Source organism: Streptomyces sp. NPDC087215, assembly GCF_044744885.1.
Taxonomy (GTDB): domain Bacteria; phylum Actinomycetota; class Actinomycetes; order Streptomycetales; family Streptomycetaceae; genus Streptomyces.
In genome coordinates this window covers 119,267-138,966 of sequence record NZ_JBIUZD010000010.1, presented here as the reverse complement: position 1 = coordinate 138,966, position 19,700 = coordinate 119,267, and the positions used below count along the sequence as shown (strand labels likewise).

Below are 19,700 nucleotides of genomic sequence, written 5' to 3'. Positions count from 1 at the left end.
GTCAGCTCCTCTCCGCGGTGCCGCGGCCCTGGGGTGCGGTGGGGGGCAGCGGGTCGGTGCGGGAGACCTGGGTCTCGGGGTAGGCGTGGTGGCCGGGTGCGGTGGGTGGGGCGGGGACTTCGTCGATCACCGGGGCGGCTTCGATGCGGGCGGCGCAGACCTTGTACTCGGGGATCTTGGAGCGGGGGTCGAGGGCGTCGATGGTGAGGGCGTTGGCCGAGGTGGGGACGGGCCAGTGGTAGGGGATGAAGACGGTGTCGGGGCGGATGGCCTCGGTGACCAGGGCGGGGAAGACCTCGCTGCCGCGGCGGGTGACGACGCGGACGGGGTCGCCGTTGCGGAAGCCGTGGGAGGGGTGGACCTCGACCCAGGGGCGGGGGGTCTGTTCGACGAGGGCGCCGAGTCGGCGGGTCTGGTTGCCGGAGAGGAAGTGGGCGACGGTGCGGCCGGTGGTGAGGGAGAGGGGGAATTCCTCGCTGTACGGGTCCATCGGCGGGTGCCATTCGACGACCTGGAGGTGGATCCTGCCGTCGGGGTGGTAGCTGCGGCCGTCCTCGAAGAGGCGGGGGGTGCCGGGGTGTTCGGTGGTGGGGCAGGGCCAGGCGATGCCGCCGGTCTCGTCGAGGCGTTCGTAGGTGATGCCGTAGTAGTCGTTGACGGTTCCGGCGGAGGCGATGCGGAGTTCCTCGAAGACGGAGCGTGAGTCGGGGAACCGGAATTTGTCGCCCGCGCCGAGGCGTCGGGCGAGTTCGACCATGACCCAGGTGTCGGTGCGGACGCCGGCGGGGGGTTCCTGGGCCTTGTTGTGTTTGACGACGCGGGCTTCGGCGTTGGCCATGACGCCTTCGTCCTCGGCCCAGACGGTGACGGGGAAGACGACGTGGGCGTTGGCGGCGGTCTCGGAGAGGAAGAAGTCGAACTGGGCGTGGAATTCGAGGGTGTCGTAGCCGTTCTTGACGGTGGCGTAGTGGGGGAGGGAGACGAAGGGGTTGTTGCAGATGCCGATGAGGCCGCGGATCTCCTTGCGTTGCATCTGCCAGACCATTTCCATCATGGAGGTTCCGGCAGGGGGGAGTTCGGTTTCGTCGATGCCCCAGATCTCGCAGATCTGACGGCGGTGTTCGGGGTTGGTGATGGAGCGCCCACCGGGGAGGAGGTCGGATTTCTGGCCGTGTTCGCGGCCTCCCTGGCCGTTTCCCTGGCCGGTGATGGTGCCGTATCCGGCGCCGGGTTTGCCGATGTTTCCGGTGGCGACGCACAGGTTGATGATGCTGAGGCAGTTCTCGACGCCCTGTGAGTGGTGTTCGACGCCCCGGGCGTGCCAGGCCATGGCGTTGTCGGCGCCCGCGAACATGCGGGCGACCTGGATGATCTGTGCTTCGGGGACGCCGCAGATCTGGGCGGCGCGGGCGGGCGGGTAGTCGGCGACGGTGTTCTTGACGTCGTCCCAGCCGGTGGTGTGGGCGGCGAGGTAGGTCTCGTCGGTGAGTCCTTCGGCGACGACGACGTGGAGGACGGCGTTGAAGAAGGCGGAGTCGGTGCCGGGTTTGAGGGCGACGTGGACGTCGGCGGTGCGGGCGACGGCGGTTTCACGGGGGTCGATGACGATGAGGGTGGCGCCCCGGTCGCGGGCTCCCCAGAGGTACTGGGTCATGACGGGGAAGCATTCGCCGACGTTGGAGCCCGCGATGAGGAGGCAGTCGGTGAGGAGGATGTCGGAGAAGGGGTTGCCCGCGCGGTCGATGCCGAAGGCGAGTTTGTTGGCGCCCGCGGCGGAGACCATGCAGAGGCGTCCGTTGTAGTCGACGTGCCGGGATTTCAGGGCGACGCGGGCGAATTTGCCGACGAGGTAGGTCTTCTCGGAGAAGAGGCTGGCGCCGCCGAGGAGGCCGAAGGCGTCGTTTCCGTGAGCGGATTGGATGCGGCGGATCTCGGCGACGGTGTGGTCGAGTGCCTCGTCCCAGCTGACTTCGCGGAATTCCTCGTCGCGGTCGCGGCGCATGAGGGGGGCGGTGAGCCGGTCGGGATGGTTGACCTGCTGGTAGGCGTTGATGCCTTTGGGGCAGAGGCGCATTCGGTTGATGTCGTGGTTGCGGGGTTCGACGCCGAAGACCTTGCCGTGGCGGTCGACGCGGAGGTACATGCCGCACTGGACGCCGCAGAAGCAGCAGTGGGTGGGGACGAGGGTCTCGCCGTTCTGGTCGGCGTGCCAGCGGTCGGCGGGGATGCCTCCGGCGTCGCGGAAGTTACGGGTGCCGGGTGGGGCGAGGGAGGGGTCGAGGGGAATCCGGGTGGGGCGGGCCGCCGGGTTCCCGGGGGGCGGGGACGCCGGGTCGGTGGGTGTGGGGGACGCCGGGTCGGTCGCGGTCACTGGAAGCCCTTCTTCACGTGGTCGAGGTAGGCGTTGCCGCGCAGGACCCGCTTGCAGCGGGGGCAGTACTCGGTCCACTGGTCGAAGCCGAGGTCGAGGTCGCGCATGGTGCCCCGGAGGTTCTCGACGTAGGGGGCGGTGTCGATGGGCTCGTGGCAGCGGCGGCAGGTGAGGACGTCCTCGTCCTGCCGGGAGGTGTATTTGAAGAGCTGCATACCGACGGCGGCGGGCCGCTGGACGATGTGGAAGAACTTCCCGAAGGGGATGTAGATGAGGGTGAAGACGACCGAGACCATGTGGAGGACGGCGAGGAATTCGTAGCCGCCGCCGTGCAGGAAGATCGACGAGAAGGTCAGCAGGAGCCCGGTGACGGAGACGACGATCAGGGCGATGAGCGGGACGAGGTCGTACGCGAAGCGCTGGCCGGTGATGGCTCCGCGGTCCTTCATGCGGCGCCGGAGGAAGTAGACGGCGCCCGCGATGACGAGGACGGCGGCGATGTCGAGGCCGTGGAACATGAGCCAGCCGACGGGGCTGAGGGCGTCGAAGCCGAGGATCTTGATGCCCCAGATCCGCATCTCGTAGCCGGGGCCCGAGCCGGTGTCGGAGGTGAAGGTGAACCAGCCCCAGGTGAGCGGGAAGGTGATGGCGGCGGCGAGCAGACAGCCCCAGAAGATGAGCTGGTGGGCGGCCCAGCGGGCGTGTGAGCGGGCGCCGAGGAACTTCTGGAAGCCGAGGTAGGTGGCGATCATCCGGGGCAGGGCGGTGGGTGCCTTGCGGAAGTTCGCGGTGGAGAAGAAGGAGCGCCAGCCCTGCCGGAAGAGGCGTCGGGCGCCGGGGGCGGAGATCCAGACGGTGTAGCGGTAGGCGATGCCGAAGGCGAGGAAGACGGTGGCGACGGCGTAGGGCAGGAGGGCCGAGTCGAAGTCGCGGAGCAGACGGCTGCCGAGGACGATCGCGATGACCAGCAGGACGGAGACGGTGGTTCCGGCGAGGGTGGCGCGGCGGCGTACGGCGGCCGGGCTCCGTGGCGGGGGGCCGGTGGGGTCCGGGTGTCCGGGCTGCCCGGGGTGTCCCGGGTGGGCGGGGGCTCCGGGGCCGGGGTCGCCCGGTGGGGGTGTCGGCTCGGCGGTCTGCGGGGGCTCGGTCACGCGGCCACGGTAAGACCACGTATGGCGGTTTGCCCTGTTTTGCGGGGTGGAGGGGTGAGGCTTCGCCCGGACGGCGTTCGAGCCGCGTTCGGACGCCGGTGAGCGCGGGCGCGGGGCGCCGAGCGGGTGGGCGCGGGGCGGCACGGACACCGGGCCGCGTCACGTCGGGCGGGCGGACGGGCGGTGGGGACACCGGGGACGGACGGACGCGCGGGGCGGCACGGACACCGGGGCGCGTCGCGTCGGGCGGGCGGGGTGGCGGGCCCGGCCCTCGGTGGGTCAGATCGCGTTCAGGCCGTGGGCGAGGAAGATCTCGCGGACCTCGGCGATTCGCTCGGGGGTCGGGGACGGGGTGTCGTGCAGGGTGAACGGCTTGGCGAGTGCTTGCCACTTCGCTTCGCCGAGCTTGTGGAAGGGCAGGATGTCCACGCGGGAGACGTTGCCGAGACCCCCGGCGAAGGCGGCGACTCCCTCGACGTTGGCGGGGTCGTCGGTGAGTCCGGGGACCAGCACGAAGCGGACGTGGACCTCCTGGCCGAGGTCGGCGAGCCGCCTCGCGAAGTCCAGGGTGGGGCGCAGCGGCCGGCCGGTGACCTTCTTGTACGTGTCCGGGTCCCAGGACTTGATGTCGAGCAGGACCAGGTCGGTGTCGCGCAGCAGGGCGTCGGTGGCGCGGACTCCCAGGAAGCCCGAGGTGTCGAGCGCGGTGTGCAGACCGAGCTCGTGCTTGAGGCGGTGGAGGAGTTCGCCGGTGAAGACGGGCTGGAGGAGGGGTTCTCCTCCGGAGACGGTGGCGCCGCCGCCCGAGGCGGAGATGAAGCGGACGTACTTGCTCGCTTCGGCGATCACCGCGTCGGCGGAGGTGCGCTTGCCGTTGCGCATCTTCCAGGTGTCGGGGTTGTGGCAGTAGAGGCAGGTGAGGGGGCAGCCGGAGAGGAAGGTGACGAAGCGGGTGCCGGGGCCGTCGACGCCGGTGGAGAGGTCCCAGGAGTGGATGGAGCCTTCGGAGGGCCGCTGGGTGGCCGCGGCGGCCGGGGTGGCGGGCAGGACCGGGACGTCGGGTCCGAGGAGTACGGCCATGGCAGGGTCTCCGGAGGGAAGGGGCGCGGGATGCGGAGATCGTGGGGACGGTGGGGATGCGCGCGGCTCCGGGGCCCGGGTGAGGGATGAGGGACCGGGCCCCGGGGCCGCGCGGGTCAGTGGCTCAGAGCGAGCCGTGGAAGGTGCGGTTCAGGACGTCGAGCTGCTGCTCGCGGGTGAGCCGGACGAAGTTGACGGCGTATCCGGAGACCCGGATGGTCAGCTGCGGGTAGTTCTCGGGGTGCTCCATGGCGTCCATGAGGACGTCGCGGTTCAGGACGTTGACGTTCATGTGGAAGCCGTCGCTGGCCATGTAGCCGTCGAGGACGCCCGCGAGGTTCTTGATCCGCTCCTCGGGGGTGCGGCCGAGGCCGTCGGGGGTGACGGTGTTGGTCAGTGAGATGCCGTCCTCGGCGTCCTCGTAGGGGAGCTTGGCGACGGAGAGGGCCGAGGCCACGTAGCCGTGGGTGTCGCGGCCGTTCATCGGGTTGGCGCCCGGCGAGAAGGGTTCTCCGGCGCGGCGCCCGTCGGGGGTGTTGCCGGTCTTCTTGCCGTAGACCACGTTGGAGGTGATGGTCAGGACGGACTGGGTGTGCTCGGCCTGGCGGTAGGTGGGGTGCTTGCGGATCTTCCGCATGAACTCCTCGACGAGCGAGACCGCGATCTCGTCGACGCGCTCGTCGTTGTTGCCGTAGGCGGGGTAGTCGCCCTCGATGACGTAGTCGGTGGCGAGACCGGTCTCGTCGCGGACCGGGACGACCTTGGCGTACTTGACGGCGGCGAGGGAGTCGGCGGCGACCGAGAGGCCGGCGATGCCGCAGGCCATGGTGCGGCGCACGTCGCGGTCGTGGAGCGCCATCTCGATGCGCTCGTACGCGTACTTGTCGTGCATGTAGTGGATGACGTTCAGGGCGTGGACGTAGACGCTCGCGAGCCATTCCATCTGCTCGTCGAACTTCGCCATGACCTCGTCGTAGTCGAGGACCTCGGAGGTCAGGGCTCCGGTGGAGGGGCCGACCTGGTCGCCGGACTTCTCGTCGCGGCCGCCGTTGATCGCGTAGAGGAGGGTCTTGGCGAGGTTGACGCGGGCGCCGAAGAACTGCATCTGCTTGCCGACGGGCATCGCGGAGACGCAGCAGGCGATGGCGGTGTCGTCGCCGAAGCGGGGGCGCATCAGCTCGTCCGACTCGTACTGGACGGAGGAGGTGTCGATGGAGACCCTGGCGCAGAACTCCTTGAAGCCCTGGGGCAGCCCCGGCGACCAGAAGACGGTCATGTTCGGCTCGGGGGCCGGGCCGAGGTTGTAGAGGGTCTGGAGGTAGCGGAAGGAGGTCTTGGTGACCAGGGGGCGGCCGTCCTCGCCCATGCCCGCGATGGACTCGGTGACCCAGGTGGGGTCGCCGGAGAACAGCTCGTCGTACTCGGGGGTGCGCAGGAAGCGGACGATGCGGAGCTTGATGATGAAGTCGTCGACGAGTTCCTGGGCCTGCTCCTCGGTGAGGAGACCGGCTTCGAGGTCGCGCTGGAGGTAGACGTCGAGGAAGGTGGAGGTGCGGCCGAGGGACATCGCGGCGCCGTTCTGCTCCTTCACGGCGGCGAGGTAGGCGAAGTAGAGCCACTGGACGGCTTCGCGGCCGGTGGTGGCCGGGCCGGAGATGTCGTGACCGTAGGAGGCGGCCATGGCCTTGAGTTCGCCGAGGGCGCGGATCTGCTCGGAGAGTTCCTCGCGGAGCCGGATGGTCTCCTCAAGGGTGCGGTTTCCGGCGGGGAGGGCGTTGATCTCCTCCTTCTCCTCCTTCTTCACCGCGATGAGGTGGTCGACGCCGTAGAGGGCGACACGGCGGTAGTCGCCGATGATGCGGCCCCGGCCGTAGGCGTCGGGGAGTCCGGTGACGATGCCCGCCTTGCGGGCGGCGCGGATCTCGGGGGTGTACGCGTCGAAGACTCCGGCGTTGTGGGTCTTGCGGTACTCGGTGAAGACCTTCTCCAGGTCCTCGGAGACCGGGTAGCCGTAGGTCTCCAGGGCACCGGCGACCATGCGCCAGCCGCCGTAGGGCATGATCGCGCGCTTGAGCGGGGCGTCGGTCTGGAGGCCGACGATGAGGTCCTTGTCGCGGTCGATCCAGCCGGGGGCGTGGGCGGTGATGGTGGCGGGGACGTCGTACGAGACGTCGTAGACGCCCTTGGCGCGTTCCTCGGGGAACTTGTCGGTGATGGCCTTCCACACGGCGGTGGTCCGCTCGGTGGGTCCGGCGAGGAAGGAGTCGTCGCCCTCGTACGGCGTGTAGTTCTGCTGGATGAAGTCCCGGACGTCGATGGCGTCGCGCCACAGTCCGCCCTTGAAGCCCTTCCAGGCCCGCTCGTTCACCGTTGCCTCAGCAGGGGTCGCAGTCACTGCCCGCACCGCCTTCTTCGATTCATTCGATCGCGTCGTTGCTTGCTTCCATTGCACTCCTTTTGATCGATCATCTCGGTCGGCAATGGTCATCTCCCGGTGGCCTTAGGTCCCTTTCCGGGGATGCGGAAAGACCCCGCCGGAGCGGGGTCCTTCGCGGCCTGGGGCAGTGGTCAGCTCGGCGCCTCGGCGTTCTTGCGGGCGTAGAACCACCAGGTCACGCCCATGCAGCTGAGGTAGAAGGCGACGAAGCCCCACATCGCGCTGGTCACGGCCACCGAGCCGAACAGGGCGGGGATGAAGAAGAAGCCGTAGGCGGCGACGGCGGAGGTGAATCCGGTGACGGCGCCGGACTCCATCTCGGCCTGCTTCAGCGCCGCGGTGTGTTCCGGGGTGCCTTCGGTGAGGCCCTTGAGGTGGGTGCCCCGGAAGATGACGGGGATCTGCCGGAAGGTGGAGCCGTTGCCGATGCCGGAGAAGAAGAACGCGGCGAGGAAGCAGAAGAAGAAGCCGTGGAAGGAGCCGCCGTCCCCGCCGGAGGGCAGGAAATTGATCACGCCGATGATCGAGAGGGCCATGCCCACGAAGGACAGGACGGTGACGCGGGCGCCGCCCAGGCGGTCGGCGACCCAGCCGCCGCCCCAGCGGGCCAGCGCGCCCACGGCGGGGCCCATCCAGGCGTAGGTGGCGACGGAGTAGTCGGGGAACGTGGTCTTGATCAGCATCGGCAGGGCGGCGGCGAAGCCGATGAAGGAGCCGAAGGTACCGACGTACAGCCAGGTCATCAGCCAGTTGTGCTTGCGCTTGAAGATGACCTTCTGGCGGCTGAAGGGGGTGGAGGCCACCTTGAGGTCGTTCTGTCCGAACCAGGCGACGGCGGCGAGGACGATCAGGACCGGCACCCAGAGGAAGGCGGCGTTCTGCAAGTGGACGGGGGTGCCGTCGGCCCTGTGCTGGGCGGAGCCGATCGCGATGGTCGACCAGGTGATGACGATCGGGGTGAGGAGCTGGACGACGGAGACGCCGAGGTTGCCCAGTCCGCCGTTGATGCCGGTCGCGCCGCCCTTCTTCTCCTTGGGGAAGAAGAAGCCGATGTTGGCGAGGGAGGAGGCGAAGTTGGCGCCGCCGATGCCGCAGAGGGCGGCGATGGCGACCATCACGCCGTACGGGGTCGTCGGGTCCTGGATGGCGATGCCGAGCCAGATCAGCGGCACGATCAGGACGACCGTCGACAGGGCCGTGAACCGGCGCTGGCCGACCATCGGGCCGAGGAACGTGTAGAAGATCCGGGCCGTGCCGCCGGTCAGACCCGGAACGGCCGTCAGCCAGAACAGCTGGGAGGTCGAGAAGCCGAAGCCGACGTCCTTCAGGTCGGTCGCCGTGACCGACCACACCTGCCAGACGACGAAGGCCACCAGGAGCGCCGGGACGGCGATCCACAGGTTGCGGGTGGCGACCCTGCGGCCGATCGACTTCCAGAAGAGCTCGTTCTCGGGCTCCCATTCGGTGATCGTCCGGCCGGGCCGGTACTGCTCCGTGTCGTACGAGACGGGCGGCCCGCCCGTCGTTCTGCTGTCCTGGACCACGGAACCCATCGCACTTCCCCTGACTTCCCCGACGTTCGAGAGCTGGCTTGCCCTTCCAGGCTGCGCCGCCCGCCGGGAGCTCCGTGAGTGCCGATGGCCTCGGGGCGGGCGGGCCTAGGTCCCGCCGGGGACGGGCCGTCCGCACAGGGGGCTGGTGGGACCGATGGGGCCAGCGGGACCGAGAGGACCGGCGAGGTCAGTGGGACCGGCGGCCCCGCCCGTTCAGACCCCGGCCTTCCCCGTCCAGACCCCGGCCCCGCCCGTCCAGGCCCCGGCCCTCCCCGTTCACCCCGTCCGGACCGCTCCCGGCGGGTCCAGCGGCAGTACCGGGAGGGACACCTCCGGGTCGTCGAGACAGGCACCGGTCCGCAGGTCGAACTCCTGCTTGTGCAGGGGGGAGGCCACCACCGGCACCCCGTCCCGGCTGCCCATGATCCCGTCCGCGATGACGTCGGCGCCCGAGAACGGGTCCCGGTTGCCCACCGCGTACACCGTGCCCCCGCCGTCCCGGAACAGCGCCGCCTCCGTGCCGTCCGCGAGGACCGCGGCCCGGCCACGGCCCGGCTCCAGGAACTCCACCCCGTCCACGTGCGGCTCGAAGCGGGCCAGCGCCGCCGGGTCGTCGAGGACGGCCCGCCACTCGTCGCGGTAGGCGGCGACGTGCCGCTCCATCTGCGCCTCGAGCTCGGCGCAGATCCCCAGCGAGTCCTCGATCAGGACCTCCCTGAGGTGCGCGGTGCCGCCGCCGAGCCGCTCCAGCCACGCCGAGGTCCGCTCCAGGCGCTCCCCGGTCCGGATGTAGTACATGAGGAAGCGGTCGATCAGGGCGAAGAGTCCGGCGGCGGTCAGGTCGGAGGCGAGCAGCTCGGCGTGGCGGGGCTCGGTGCCGCCGTTGCCGCCGACGTACAGGTTCCAGCCGCCCGCGGTGGCGATGACGCCGATGTCCTTGCCCCGGGCCTCGGCGCACTCGCGCAGACAACCCGAGACCCCGCCCTTGAACTTGTGCGGGGCGCGCAGGCCCCGGTAGCGCAGCTCCAGGTCGATCGCCAGCCGCACCGAGTCGCCCTGGCCGAAGCGGCAGAAGCGGGAGCCGACGCAGGACTTGACCGTGCGCAGCGACTTCCCGTACGCCTGGCCCGATTCGAGTCCGGCGGCGATGAGCCTGCGCCAGATCGTGGGGAGTTCCTCCTTGCGGGCGCCGAACAGGTCGATCCGCTGTCCGCCGGTGATCTTGGTGTAGAGGCCGTGGTCGCGGGCGACCTCGCCGATGGCGATGAGCTGGTCGGCGGTGATCTCGCCGCCGGGGACGCGCGGGACGACCGAGTAGGTGCCGTCCTTCTGGAGGTTGGCGAGGAAGAGGTCGTTGGAGTCCTGGAGGGCGGCCTGTTCGCCGTCCAGGACGTGGCGGAGGCCGAGTTCGGGGGCGAGGGTGCCGAGGACGTTGGCGACGACCGGCTTGCAGACGGCACAGCCCGCGCCGCCGGAGCCGTACCGCTCCACGAGTTCTGTGAAGGACCGGATGTGTTCGGTGCGGACCTTCTCGTACAGCTCGGGGCGGGACAGTTCGGGGAAGTGCTCGCACAGGCCCCTGCGGCGGGCGACTCCGGCGGCGTCGAGGACGGCCTGGAGGGTGTTCAGGCAGCCGCCGCAACCCGTGCCCGCCTTGGTGGAGCGCTTGACGCCGCCGATGTCGGTCAGACCGTGTTCGGCGACCGCCCCGGCGACCGCGCCCTTGGTCACGTTGTGGCAGGAGCAGACGACGGCGTCGTCGGGGAGGGCGTCCGCGCCGGGCGGGCGGGCCCCGGCGGCGGAGGCGGACAGCAGGAAGGCCTCGGGCGGGCCGGGCAGCGGCCGTCCGGCGTGCGGCTTGAGGGAGCCGTACGCGTCGGCGTCGCCGACCAGGATGCCGCCGAGGAGCTGCCCCTCGGGGCCGAGGAGCAGCTTCTTGTAGACGCCCTCGCGGCCGTCGGAGAAGACGATCTCGGTGGCCTGCGGGCCGTCGGCGAAGGGGTCTCCGAACGAGGCGACGTCCGCGCCGAGCAGCTTCAGCTTGGTGGAGGTGTCGGCGCCGGTGAAGACGGTGGTGCCGGGGCCCGCGAGCTGGTCGGCGACCGCCTCGGCCATCTGGTAGCCGGGGGCGACCAGGCCGTAGACGCGTCCGTCGGAGGTCTGGGCGCACTCGCCGATCGCGTACACGCAGGGGTCGGTGGTGCGGCAGTGCTCGTCGACGGCGACTCCGCCGCGGTCACCGACCGCGAGTCCGGCCTCGCGGGCGAGCCGGTCGCGGGGCCGGATCCCGGCGGAGAAGACGACGACGTCGGCGGGGAGCCGTTCGCCGTTCGAGAGTTTCAGTCTGCGGGCCGTGCCGTCGGCGTCCAGCTCGACCTCGGCGGCGCCGACGCCGGTGTGCACGGCGACGCCCATCGACTCGATGGTGGCGCGCAGGGCGGCCGCGCCGCCGTCGTCGACCTGGAGCGGCATCAGCCGGGGCGCGAACTCGACGACGTGGGTGGCGAGCCCGAGGGTGCGGAGCGCTCCGGCGGCCTCCAGGCCGAGGAGTCCGCCGCCGATGACGACTCCGGTGCGGGCCTGTTCGGCGTAGGAGGTGAGGGCGTCGACGTCGTAGAGGGTGCGGTAGGTGAAGCAGCCGGGGGCGTCGGCGCCGGGGATGGGCGGGACGAAGGGGTACGAGCCGGTGGCCAGGACCAGGGCGTCGTACGGGACGACCGTGCCGGAGGTGGCGGTGACCGTGCGGGCGGCGGTGTCGATGTGCTCGGCGGGGTCGCCGAGCCGGAGGTCGATGCCGTGCCCGGCGAGGAACTCGGGCGTGGAGAGGGCGAGTTGGTTGGGGTCGGTGCCGGTGAAGACGGAGGAGAGGTGGACCCGGTCGTAGGCGGGGACGTCTTCCTCGGCGAGCACCGTGACCCGCCAGCCGGGGCCCTCGGGGTCGGCCGGGTCGACGAGCGCCCCGCGTTCGGCGAGCGCTTCCAGGAGCCGGTGGCCGACCATGCCGTGGCCGATGAGGACGAGGTTCTGGGTCCGCTGCGCTGCCATGGCGGTCTCCGTGGGGGTCGCGTACGAGCGCCGGGGTGGTTCCGGCACTTCCCTTCCGACCGTAGGGGCGCGGGGTGGCCGGGTCGGGGGCGTGAAGGGCCCGAGGATCAGGGACTTGTGGCCCTGGGGGCGGGGCCGAACGGCGCGGGTGCGGGGCGGGCGGCCGGGTCTAGCGTGAACGGGTGGGGGCCGTGGCGGCGCACGACACCGCCGCGCGGCCCACGGACGGTGGTGTCGTACGCCGCCGTACGGTCCTGGACAGCCCGTACGGCGGCGACGGACGACGGCACGGGGTCCCCAGGGGTCCCCGGCCGTCCCTGGATCGCCCCGAACGTCCCTGGACGTCCTGGGCGGGGCCTTCGAGGGACTGCCCGTACGGGTTCCCCCCGAAGGGATCGCCCGTACGGGACCCCCGCGCGGGGCCCCGGTGGTCCGTGCGGCTGTGCGGCCCGCACGGGCCCGTAGGGGCCCCTTCGGGGTGTACGGGCACGGGCCCCACCCCCGAAGGGTCGCCCCCGACAGGTCTCCCCCCGACGAGGCCCGGCCAGGCCCCACGGGAACCGGCCGACCTCGGCCAGGGCCGCCCCGGGGGCCCGGCGGGAGGCGGGACCGGACCCCGTGAGGGGTCCAGGGGCCCGGCGGGATCCGGGACAGGGCCCCTAAGGGGCGCAGCCCGTAAGGGACCTGCGGGTTCCGGACGGACAGGACCCGTGAGGGATCGACGGGGGCCGCACAGGCCCCGGGCAATCGGCAGGGGCGGGCTGGAGGTTGGGATGAAGCGGAACCTGGTCCTCGCCGTGCACGGCAGCACGGTCCCCGAGGCGGCCACGGCCGTCGGGCGGCTCGCCGACGCGGTCCGCCCGCTGACCGGCGCGCCGGTCACCGTCGGGTACCTCGACCACCGGAAGCCGTCGCTGCCGTACGTCCTCGCGGACCGGCCCGGCGCGGTCGTCGTCCCGCTGCTCCTCGGCGACGGCTACCACCGGACGGTGGACATCCCTTCGGTGGCCCGGCACTTCGACTGCGCGGTGACCCGGGGGCTGGCCGGGGAGCACGGGGTGGCCCTCGCGCTGTACGACCGGCTGCGGGCCGCCGAGCGGGCGGCGGGCGGTCCGGCGGACGCGGTCGTGGTCGCCGGGGCGGGCTCGTCCAGGCCGGGCGGCGACGACGGGACCCTGACGGCGGTACGGCAGTTGCGGCGGCTGCTGCCGGTGCCGGTGACCGTCGCGTACTGCTCGGCGAGCGGGCCCGCTCCCGCGGAGGAGGTGGCCCGGCTGCACGCGGCCGGTTTCCGGCGGGTCGCGGTCTCGGCCCATCTGCTCGCCCCGGGCCGTTTCACCCGTGCGCTGGCCGAGGTCCCGGGCACCTGGGCGGTGTCGGAACCCCTCGCGGACCACGCGCGCGTGGCGGGCCTCGTGGCGGCGAGGTACACGACGGCGGACGGAGACGCGGAGGCGGCGGGCCCTCCCGGACCGGGAGCGACGAGATCGACGAGAACGACGATGAGCGGACGCCCGGGAGCGCGGGCGGCCTGAGACCGCCCGGATCCGGGCAGGCGACGGACGTACCACCCGGCGCGCGGGGGCCACGGAGCCACGGACCGGACCGGCGAACGGGCGGGCAAGCGGAGGCCCCGCAGGAACGGGCGGGCACGAGGCCCCACGGGTAGGGGCGGGCCCCCGACCGCCCCTACGGGATCGCCAGGCACGCGGGAGCTCGTACGAGATCGACCCGCCCCCGGACCCCTGCGGAATCGTCCGGGGAGCGGAAGCCCGTACGGGATCGGCAAGCGTCCGGAGGCCGTAACGAATCGGTCCGCCCCTCCCCCAGCCCCTACGGGATCACCCGGCCCCCGGGACCCCTACGGGATCTCCGGGCCCGCCCCTCGTCCCCTCCCGGCGCCGCCCGTCCGGAAGCATCCGGCGGGCGGGCGTGTGGCACGAGGAGGGGAGGGGGTGGCTCTGCTGTGCTGGGGCGATGACACAACCGTTCCTGCCGCTGACCGCGCGTTCCCGCGCGGAGTCGCACCGGGCCTCCACCCCGCTCGAACTCTTCTTCGACCTGTGTTTCGTGGTCGCCGTCGCCCAGGCGGGCTCCGAACTCGTGCACGCGGTCGCCGAGGGGCACGCCGGACAGGGCGTCCTCAACTACGCGATGATCTTCTTCGCGGTGTGGTGGGCCTGGATGAACTTCTCCTGGTTCGCCTCGGCCTACGACAACGACGACGTGCTGTACCGGGTCGTCACCCTGCTCCAGATCGCCGGTGTGCTCGTCCTCGCCGCCGGGGTGCCGCGCGCCTTCGAGGAGCACGACTTCCTGGTCGTCTACCTCGGCTACGTCGTCATGCGGCTCGCGCTCGCCTCGCAGTGGCTGCGGGCCGCCCACCACGCGGTGGACCCGGCCGAGCGGGTGATGTGCCTGCGGTACGCGGGCGGGGTGGCCCTCGTCCAGACGGGCTGGATCGGCCTGCTCCTGGTGCCGGAGCAGGCCCGGGGGTGGGTCTTCCTCGTCATGGCGCTGGCCGAGATGTCGGTGCCGCTGTTCGCGGAGAAGGACACACCGAGCACCTGGCACCCGCACCACATCGCCGAGCGGTACGGCCTGTTCACCATCATCGTGCTCGGTGAGACCGTCGCCGCGGCGACGGTCGCGGTGCAGACCGGGGTCGTCGAGCACGACGCCCTCGGCGAGGTCCTGCCGATCGCCCTGGGCGGTCTGCTGCTCGTCTTCGCGGCCTGGTGGATCTACTTCGTGGTGCCCGCGCACGCCCGGCTGACCTCCAGCCGCCAGGGCTTCCTGTGGGGGTACGGCCATTACGTGATCTTCGCGTCGGCCGCCGCCGTGGGCGCGGGCCTGGAGATCGCCGTGGAGCAGGCCGTGGGCAAGGCGCGGCTCTCCCCGCTCGGCGCCTCGGCCTCGGTGACGGTCCCCGCGGCCCTGTACCTGCTGTCGGTGTGGCTGCTCCACGCGCGCCGCTTCAAGGTGGGGACCGCCCAGCAGCTCGTGCTGCCGGTGGCCGCGCTCGCGGTGCTGCTGTGCTCCTTCGCGGGCCGCTGGGCGGTGCTCGCCGCCGGTCTCGTCGCGGCGGCCGCGGTCGCGGTCGGCACGACCCTGGCGGCGCGCGGCCCGGCGGGTGCGGGACCGGCGGGTGCGGGACCGGCGGAGAGCGGGGCCGCGGGCACCGGCTGACACCCCGGCGAAGGGCGGGCGGGCGTGGTAGGCAGGGGACATGACACCACCCGAGCGGGCGCGGGAACAGGACGGGATCACCGATGTGGCCGGGGTGCGCGTGGGGCACGCGCGCGTGGCCGGGCCGGGCGCGCTCAGCGGCACCACGGTGGTGCTGGCCCCGGTGGGCGGGGCGGTGGCCGCCGTGGACGTGCGGGGCGGCGGTCCGGGGACGCGGGAGACCGACGCGCTCGATCCGAGGAACGTCGTCCAGCGGATCGACGCGGTCGTCCTGACCGGCGGCAGCGCGTACGGCCTGGAGGCCGCGGCCGGGGTGATGGCCTGGCTGGAGGAACGGCACCGGGGCGTCCGGGTGGGGCCCGATCCGGCCCATGTGGTGCCGGTGGTGCCCGCCGCCTGCGTCTTCGACCTGGGCCGGGGCGGCGACTTCCGGGCCCGGCCGGACGCCGCCACCGGTCGCGCGGCGGTGGCGGCGGCCGACGCGAGCGGTGACCACGCGCGCGTGGAGACGGGCGCGGTCGGCGCGGGCACCGGCGCGGTGGTGGGCGGGCTGCGCGGCGGGGTGGGCTCCGCGAGCGCCGTCCTGGAGTCGGGGATCACGGTCGGCGCGCTCGTCGTGGTGAACGCGGTGGGTTCCGCCGTGGACCCGGCCACCGGTGTCCTGTACGGGAGTCACCACACGGGCGGGCGGCCGGTCTTCCCGGACGCGCGGGTGCACGGGGCGGCCGTGCGGCGGCTCGCCGAGGCGCGGGCGGCGTCCGTGCCGCCGCCGCTGAACACCACGCTCGCGGTCGTCGCGACGGACGCGGTCCTCACCCGCGCGCAGGCGCAGAAGCTCGCGGGGACGGCGCACGACGGCATCGCGCGCGCCCTGCGTCCGGTGCATCTGATGAACGACGGGGACACCGTCTTCACGCTCGCCACCGGGGTGCGGGACCTGCCCGCGGAGCCGGGGCCGCTCGCGCTGAACGAGATCCTGGCGGCGGGCGCCGATCTGGTGACCCGGGCGATCGTCCGGGCGGTGCTCGCGGCCCCGGGCGGGAGGCGGGGACCGGGTGGCGACTTCCCCTCGTACAGCGAGCTGTACGGGTCGGAAGTGACGTCGGAAGTGACGATCGATTCGCCTGAAAACAAAGGAAGTTGAAAGAAAGGGAAAGGAAGAAGAAAAGGAACGGACGGGACAGGGCGGGAACTTCTGCCGCACGCCCTTCGTTTTCCGGAACCCCGGACATGATGTCAGAACCAGGGACTACGTTTAGCAAGCACCGAGTGACATGCGGCGACGGCCTGGAGACCCTCTTGAACGATCCGCAGGATCCTCACGATCCGTACGAGACGACCGAGACGCACCTTGAGCGACTTCTCGGCCGGGCGCTCAACTCCTTCGATCTGCCCGACTCGACCGTCGAGCGCCTCAGTACGGCGCTCGCCCACTCCAGCGCGCTGCACTCCTCGCACCACAGCGCGTCGCTGCACCGTTCCACCTACCGTCACACCTATCTGCTGGGCGACGGCAGCGCCCTCACCCTCTGGGAGCTCGCGCACAACGCGGGGCGGGACGGCACCGAGCACTACGAGCTGTACGCGGAGGAGGCCGAGGCGCGGCTCGCGGCCTCGCGCCTGCCGACCGGGCCGCTGCCCGGCTGGAGCGCGGAGCGCGCCGACTGCCGCGCCCTCGACGAGGACGAGGACATGGAGCTGCTGGGCGGTCTGCTCACCCGGCCGATACCGGCACAGCCCAGGATGTACGTGCCGGACAACTCCGCCGACCACGCCCGCCGCGTCCTGCGCCGCGCGGAGAACACGGACCGGCCGGGAGAGCGGACGGCCGGCCGGCTCCGCTCCGCCTTCGCCCACCACATCACCCAGGCCTTCGGCCGGCACTGCCCGCTGGAGAGCGGCCGGGCCGCCGGATTCACCCTCTACGAGCACCAGTTCCTGCTGCTCGACGGCAGCGAGGTCAGCCTCTGGGAGGTCGAGCACACGGCGACACCGGACGGCCGCCACATGTGCGAGGTGTACGAGAACGAGCGCGCGGCCCGGGAGGCGATGGAGTCCCGCTCCCGCCTCGTCTGACCGGCGCGCGAGGGACGGCGCGGCGGACGGTGGCGTGCCCCTGGGCGCGCCACCGGTCCGGCCGACGCGCGAGGGGCGGTGCGCCACGGCTTCCGCCGGGTGCGCACCGCCCCTCGTTCCGGGGTCCGGGCTCAGTGGGTGAGCGCCGGTTCCTTCTCCACCGGGGCGGGGGCGGGGAGGTCGCCGTCCTCGTCGCCGCCACCGCCCTCCAGGTGCTGCTCGGGCTTCGCGGGGAGGGCGAACATCACCAGGAAGATCACCGCGAGGACTCCGGCCGCCCAGCCCAGCGAGTTCTGGAAGGCGTCGGTGAAGGCGGCGCCGACCTCACCGGGGACCCGGGCGAGCCGCTCGTCGTCGATGGTGCCGAAGAAGACCACGGACACCAGGCCGAGGCCGAGCGCGTTGCCCATCTGGCCGGTGGTGTTGATCAGGCCCGAGGCCGAACCGGCGTGCTCCTTCGGGACCTCCGAGAGGACCGCGTCGGTCAGCGGCGCCACGATCAGGCCCATGCCGAGGCCCATGACGATCAGCGGCACGACCATCTGCCAGGGGTGGATCTCCGTCCCGTACCGGCCGGCCACGAAGAAGTAGCAGAGGACGCCCGCGATCATCGTCAGGGCGCCCGCCTGGAGGACCTTCCGGCCGAAGCGCGGCACCAGCTTCTGCACCGAGATCCCGGCCGCCACCGACACGGCGATCGAGAACGGCACACCCGTCAGACCCGCCCGCAGCGCGCTCCAGCCGAGACCGATCTGCATGTAGAGCGTCCACACCAGGAAGAAGATGCCGAGGACCACGCCGAAGGTCAGCTGCACGGCGATGCCCGCGGCGAAGCTCTTCACACGGAACAGCGACAGCTCCACCAGCGGCGACCCGTCCTTGCGGGTCTTGTACCGCTCGTACGCGACGAGGGCGCCGAACACCACCAGGCTGCCCGCCATCATCAGATGGCCCCACAGCGGCCAGTCCAGCTCACGGCCGCGCGTCAGCGGGTAGACCAGCATCAGCAGCGCGGCGGTCACCAGGACCACACCCACCAGGTCGAGCTTGAGGGCCTTCGGCGCCTTCGACTCGGTGATGTACTTCCAGCCCAGGAGCAGACCGGCGATGCCGACCGGCAGGTTGATCAGGAAGATCGGGCGCCACTCCAGGCCCGCGATGTTCCACTGGGTGAGCAGGGCGCCCAGCAGCGGTCCGGAGACCGCGCCCAGACCGACGATCGCGCCGAACATGCCGAAGACCTTGCCGCGCTCGTGCGCGGGGAAGGTGACGTGGACGATCGACAGGACCTGCGGCACCATCATCGCCGCCGCCACGCCCTGGAGGAGACGGGAGGCGACCAGCATCTCCGGGTTCGAGGCGAAGCCGCAGAGCGCGGAGGCGAGCGTGAAGCCCGCCGTGCCGAGGAGGAAGAGACGCTTGCGGCCGTAGATGTCGCCGAGCCTGCCGCCGGTGATCAGACCGGCGGCGAACGCGAGCGCGTACCCGGCGGTGATCCACTGGATGGCCCCGAAGTCGGCCCCGAGGTCCCGCTCGATGCTGGGGATCGCGATGTTGACGATCGTGGCGTCGACCAGGTCCATGAAGGCGGCCGTCATGACGATGGCCAGGGCGATCCAGCGCCGCCTGTCGCCCTGGTCGGTGTGCGTGGGCACCGTTTCGGTGTCCGTGGGGGGCGCGTCCAGGACGGCGTCGTGTGAACTCATATGAAGAAGATAAGACCCATCTAGGTCAGTACGTGTCCTAGATGGGCCGCATCCTGAGGGGCATGACGGACACTCCGGCACGACTCCTGAATCTGCTCTCGCTCCTCCAGACCCCGCGCGAGTGGCCCGGAAGCGAACTCGCCGAACGGCTCGCGGTCTCCCCCCGGACCATCCGCCGTGATGTCGACCGGCTCCGTGACCTGGGCTATCCCGTGGAGGCGACGCTGGGCTCGGTCGGCGGCTACCGGCTCGTCGCCGGTACGGCCATGCCCCCGCTGCTGCTCGACGACGAGGAGGCGGTCGCCATCGCGGTCGGCCTGCGCGCCGGGGCCGGACACGCGATCGAGGGCGTCGAAGAGGCTTCTGTACGGGCCCTGGCCAAGCTGGAGCAGGTCCTTCCGGCACGGCTGCGGCACCGGGTCTCCACCCTCCAGAACGCCACGATCCCGCTCACCCGGGGTGACGGCGCGACGGTCGCGCCCGCCACCCTCACGACGCTCGCGGCGGCGGTCACGGGCCGCGAGAAGCTGCGGTTCGGCTACCGGGCGGGGGACGGCGCGGAGACGAAACGGCTGGTCGAGCCGTACCGGCTGGTGTCCACCGGGCACCGCTGGTACCTCGTCGCCTACGACCTGGGGCGGGACGACTGGCGCACCTTCCGGGTGGACCGGGTGAGCGAGCCGCTGGCCACCGGCGCCCGGTTCGGCCCGCGCGAGCTTCCGGCGGGCGACGCGGCGCAGCTCCTGGCCCGTTCGATGTCCCGGGCGCAGCCCGAGCTGGAGCTGGACATCGACTTCGAGGCTCCGGCCGAGTTCGTGACGGCCCGGCTGCCCTCGCACCTGGCCCCGGAGCCCACGGGCCCGTCCTCCTGCCGGCTGCGTGCCGGGTCGTCGGACTCGGTGGAGTGGCTGGCGCTCCGGCTGGCCCTCGTGGACGCCGCCTTCACGGTCCACGGCCCGCCCGCGCTGCTCGCCCACATGACGGACCTCGCGGGGCGTCTGACGGCGGCGACCCGGGGGTAGCGCCCGCCCGTACGGTGCCGGGCGGCGGCCCGGGAGAACCGTAGGGGCCCCGGCCCTTCCCCTGGGGGAG

The 19,700-nt window shown here is 72.0% G+C and carries 12 protein-coding genes; 5 read left to right on the top strand and 7 right to left on the bottom strand.

The window, feature by feature from the left end; all coding sequences use genetic code 11:
• Window position 1 precedes the first annotated feature (1 nt).
• The 6 genes from ACIO92_RS24185 to nirB all read right to left on the bottom strand — a co-directional run bounded on the left by ACIO92_RS24185 (window position 2) and on the right by nirB (window position 11,637).
• Window positions 2-2,287: a molybdopterin oxidoreductase family protein gene (locus ACIO92_RS24185; RefSeq protein WP_402283276.1), complete on the bottom strand. Its 2,286-nt coding sequence runs from the start codon at window positions 2,285-2,287 to the stop codon at window positions 2-4.
• An 80-nt stretch (window positions 2,288-2,367) separates the two neighbouring features.
• Entirely contained in the window at window positions 2,368-3,522 is a 1,155-nt protein-coding gene (locus ACIO92_RS24180) for an MFS transporter (protein WP_402283203.1), read from the bottom strand.
• 279 nt (window positions 3,523-3,801) lie between these two features.
• Complete coding sequence (pflA, locus tag ACIO92_RS24175) at window positions 3,802-4,602, bottom strand: pyruvate formate-lyase-activating protein (RefSeq protein ID WP_366443213.1); 801 nt, start codon at window positions 4,600-4,602, stop codon at window positions 3,802-3,804.
• Between the two features lie 124 nt (window positions 4,603-4,726).
• The gene (gene pflB / locus ACIO92_RS24170; protein ID WP_366443212.1) at window positions 4,727-7,006 is read right to left on the bottom strand and encodes a formate C-acetyltransferase; all 2,280 of its coding nucleotides are present in this window, start codon (window positions 7,004-7,006) and stop codon (window positions 4,727-4,729) included.
• 164 nt (window positions 7,007-7,170) lie between these two features.
• Entirely contained in the window at window positions 7,171-8,592 is a 1,422-nt protein-coding gene (locus tag ACIO92_RS24165) for an MFS transporter (RefSeq protein WP_401241550.1), read from the bottom strand.
• 276 nt (window positions 8,593-8,868) lie between these two features.
• Complete coding sequence (gene nirB, locus ACIO92_RS24160; RefSeq protein WP_402060923.1) at window positions 8,869-11,637, bottom strand: nitrite reductase large subunit NirB; 2,769 nt, start codon at window positions 11,635-11,637, stop codon at window positions 8,869-8,871.
• Window positions 11,638-12,410: 773 nt separating this feature from the next.
• Between nirB and ACIO92_RS24155 the strand changes: the two genes are divergently transcribed.
• The 4 genes from ACIO92_RS24155 (at window position 12,411) to ACIO92_RS24140 (ending at window position 16,902) form a co-directional block, all read left to right on the top strand.
• Complete coding sequence (locus tag ACIO92_RS24155; RefSeq protein ID WP_402060924.1) at window positions 12,411-13,172, top strand: sirohydrochlorin chelatase; 762 nt, start codon at window positions 12,411-12,413, stop codon at window positions 13,170-13,172.
• Between the two features lie 442 nt (window positions 13,173-13,614).
• On the top strand, window positions 13,615-14,826 hold the full coding sequence (locus ACIO92_RS24150) for a low temperature requirement protein A (RefSeq protein ID WP_366443208.1): 1,212 nt from the start codon (window positions 13,615-13,617) through the stop codon (window positions 14,824-14,826).
• A 40-nt stretch (window positions 14,827-14,866) separates the two neighbouring features.
• Window positions 14,867-15,970, top strand: coding sequence for a P1 family peptidase (locus ACIO92_RS24145; protein ID WP_401241541.1), 1,104 nt, complete (start codon window positions 14,867-14,869; stop codon window positions 15,968-15,970).
• A gap of 89 nt (window positions 15,971-16,059) precedes the next feature.
• Entirely contained in the window at window positions 16,060-16,902 is an 843-nt protein-coding gene (locus tag ACIO92_RS24140; RefSeq protein WP_401241588.1) for a DUF6227 family protein, read from the top strand.
• Between the two features lie 131 nt (window positions 16,903-17,033).
• Here ACIO92_RS24140 and ACIO92_RS24135 read toward each other — a convergent pair whose 3' ends face one another.
• Window positions 17,034-18,608 carry an MFS transporter gene (locus ACIO92_RS24135; protein WP_366443206.1) on the bottom strand — a complete coding sequence of 525 codons (1,575 nt, stop codon included), beginning with the start codon at window positions 18,606-18,608 and terminating at the stop codon, window positions 17,034-17,036.
• A 62-nt stretch (window positions 18,609-18,670) separates the two neighbouring features.
• On the opposite strand from ACIO92_RS24135, the gene ACIO92_RS24130 reads away from it, so the two are divergent.
• Window positions 18,671-19,630: a YafY family protein gene (locus ACIO92_RS24130; RefSeq protein WP_366443205.1), complete on the top strand. Its 960-nt coding sequence runs from the start codon at window positions 18,671-18,673 to the stop codon at window positions 19,628-19,630.
• Window positions 19,631-19,700 lie beyond the last annotated feature (70 nt).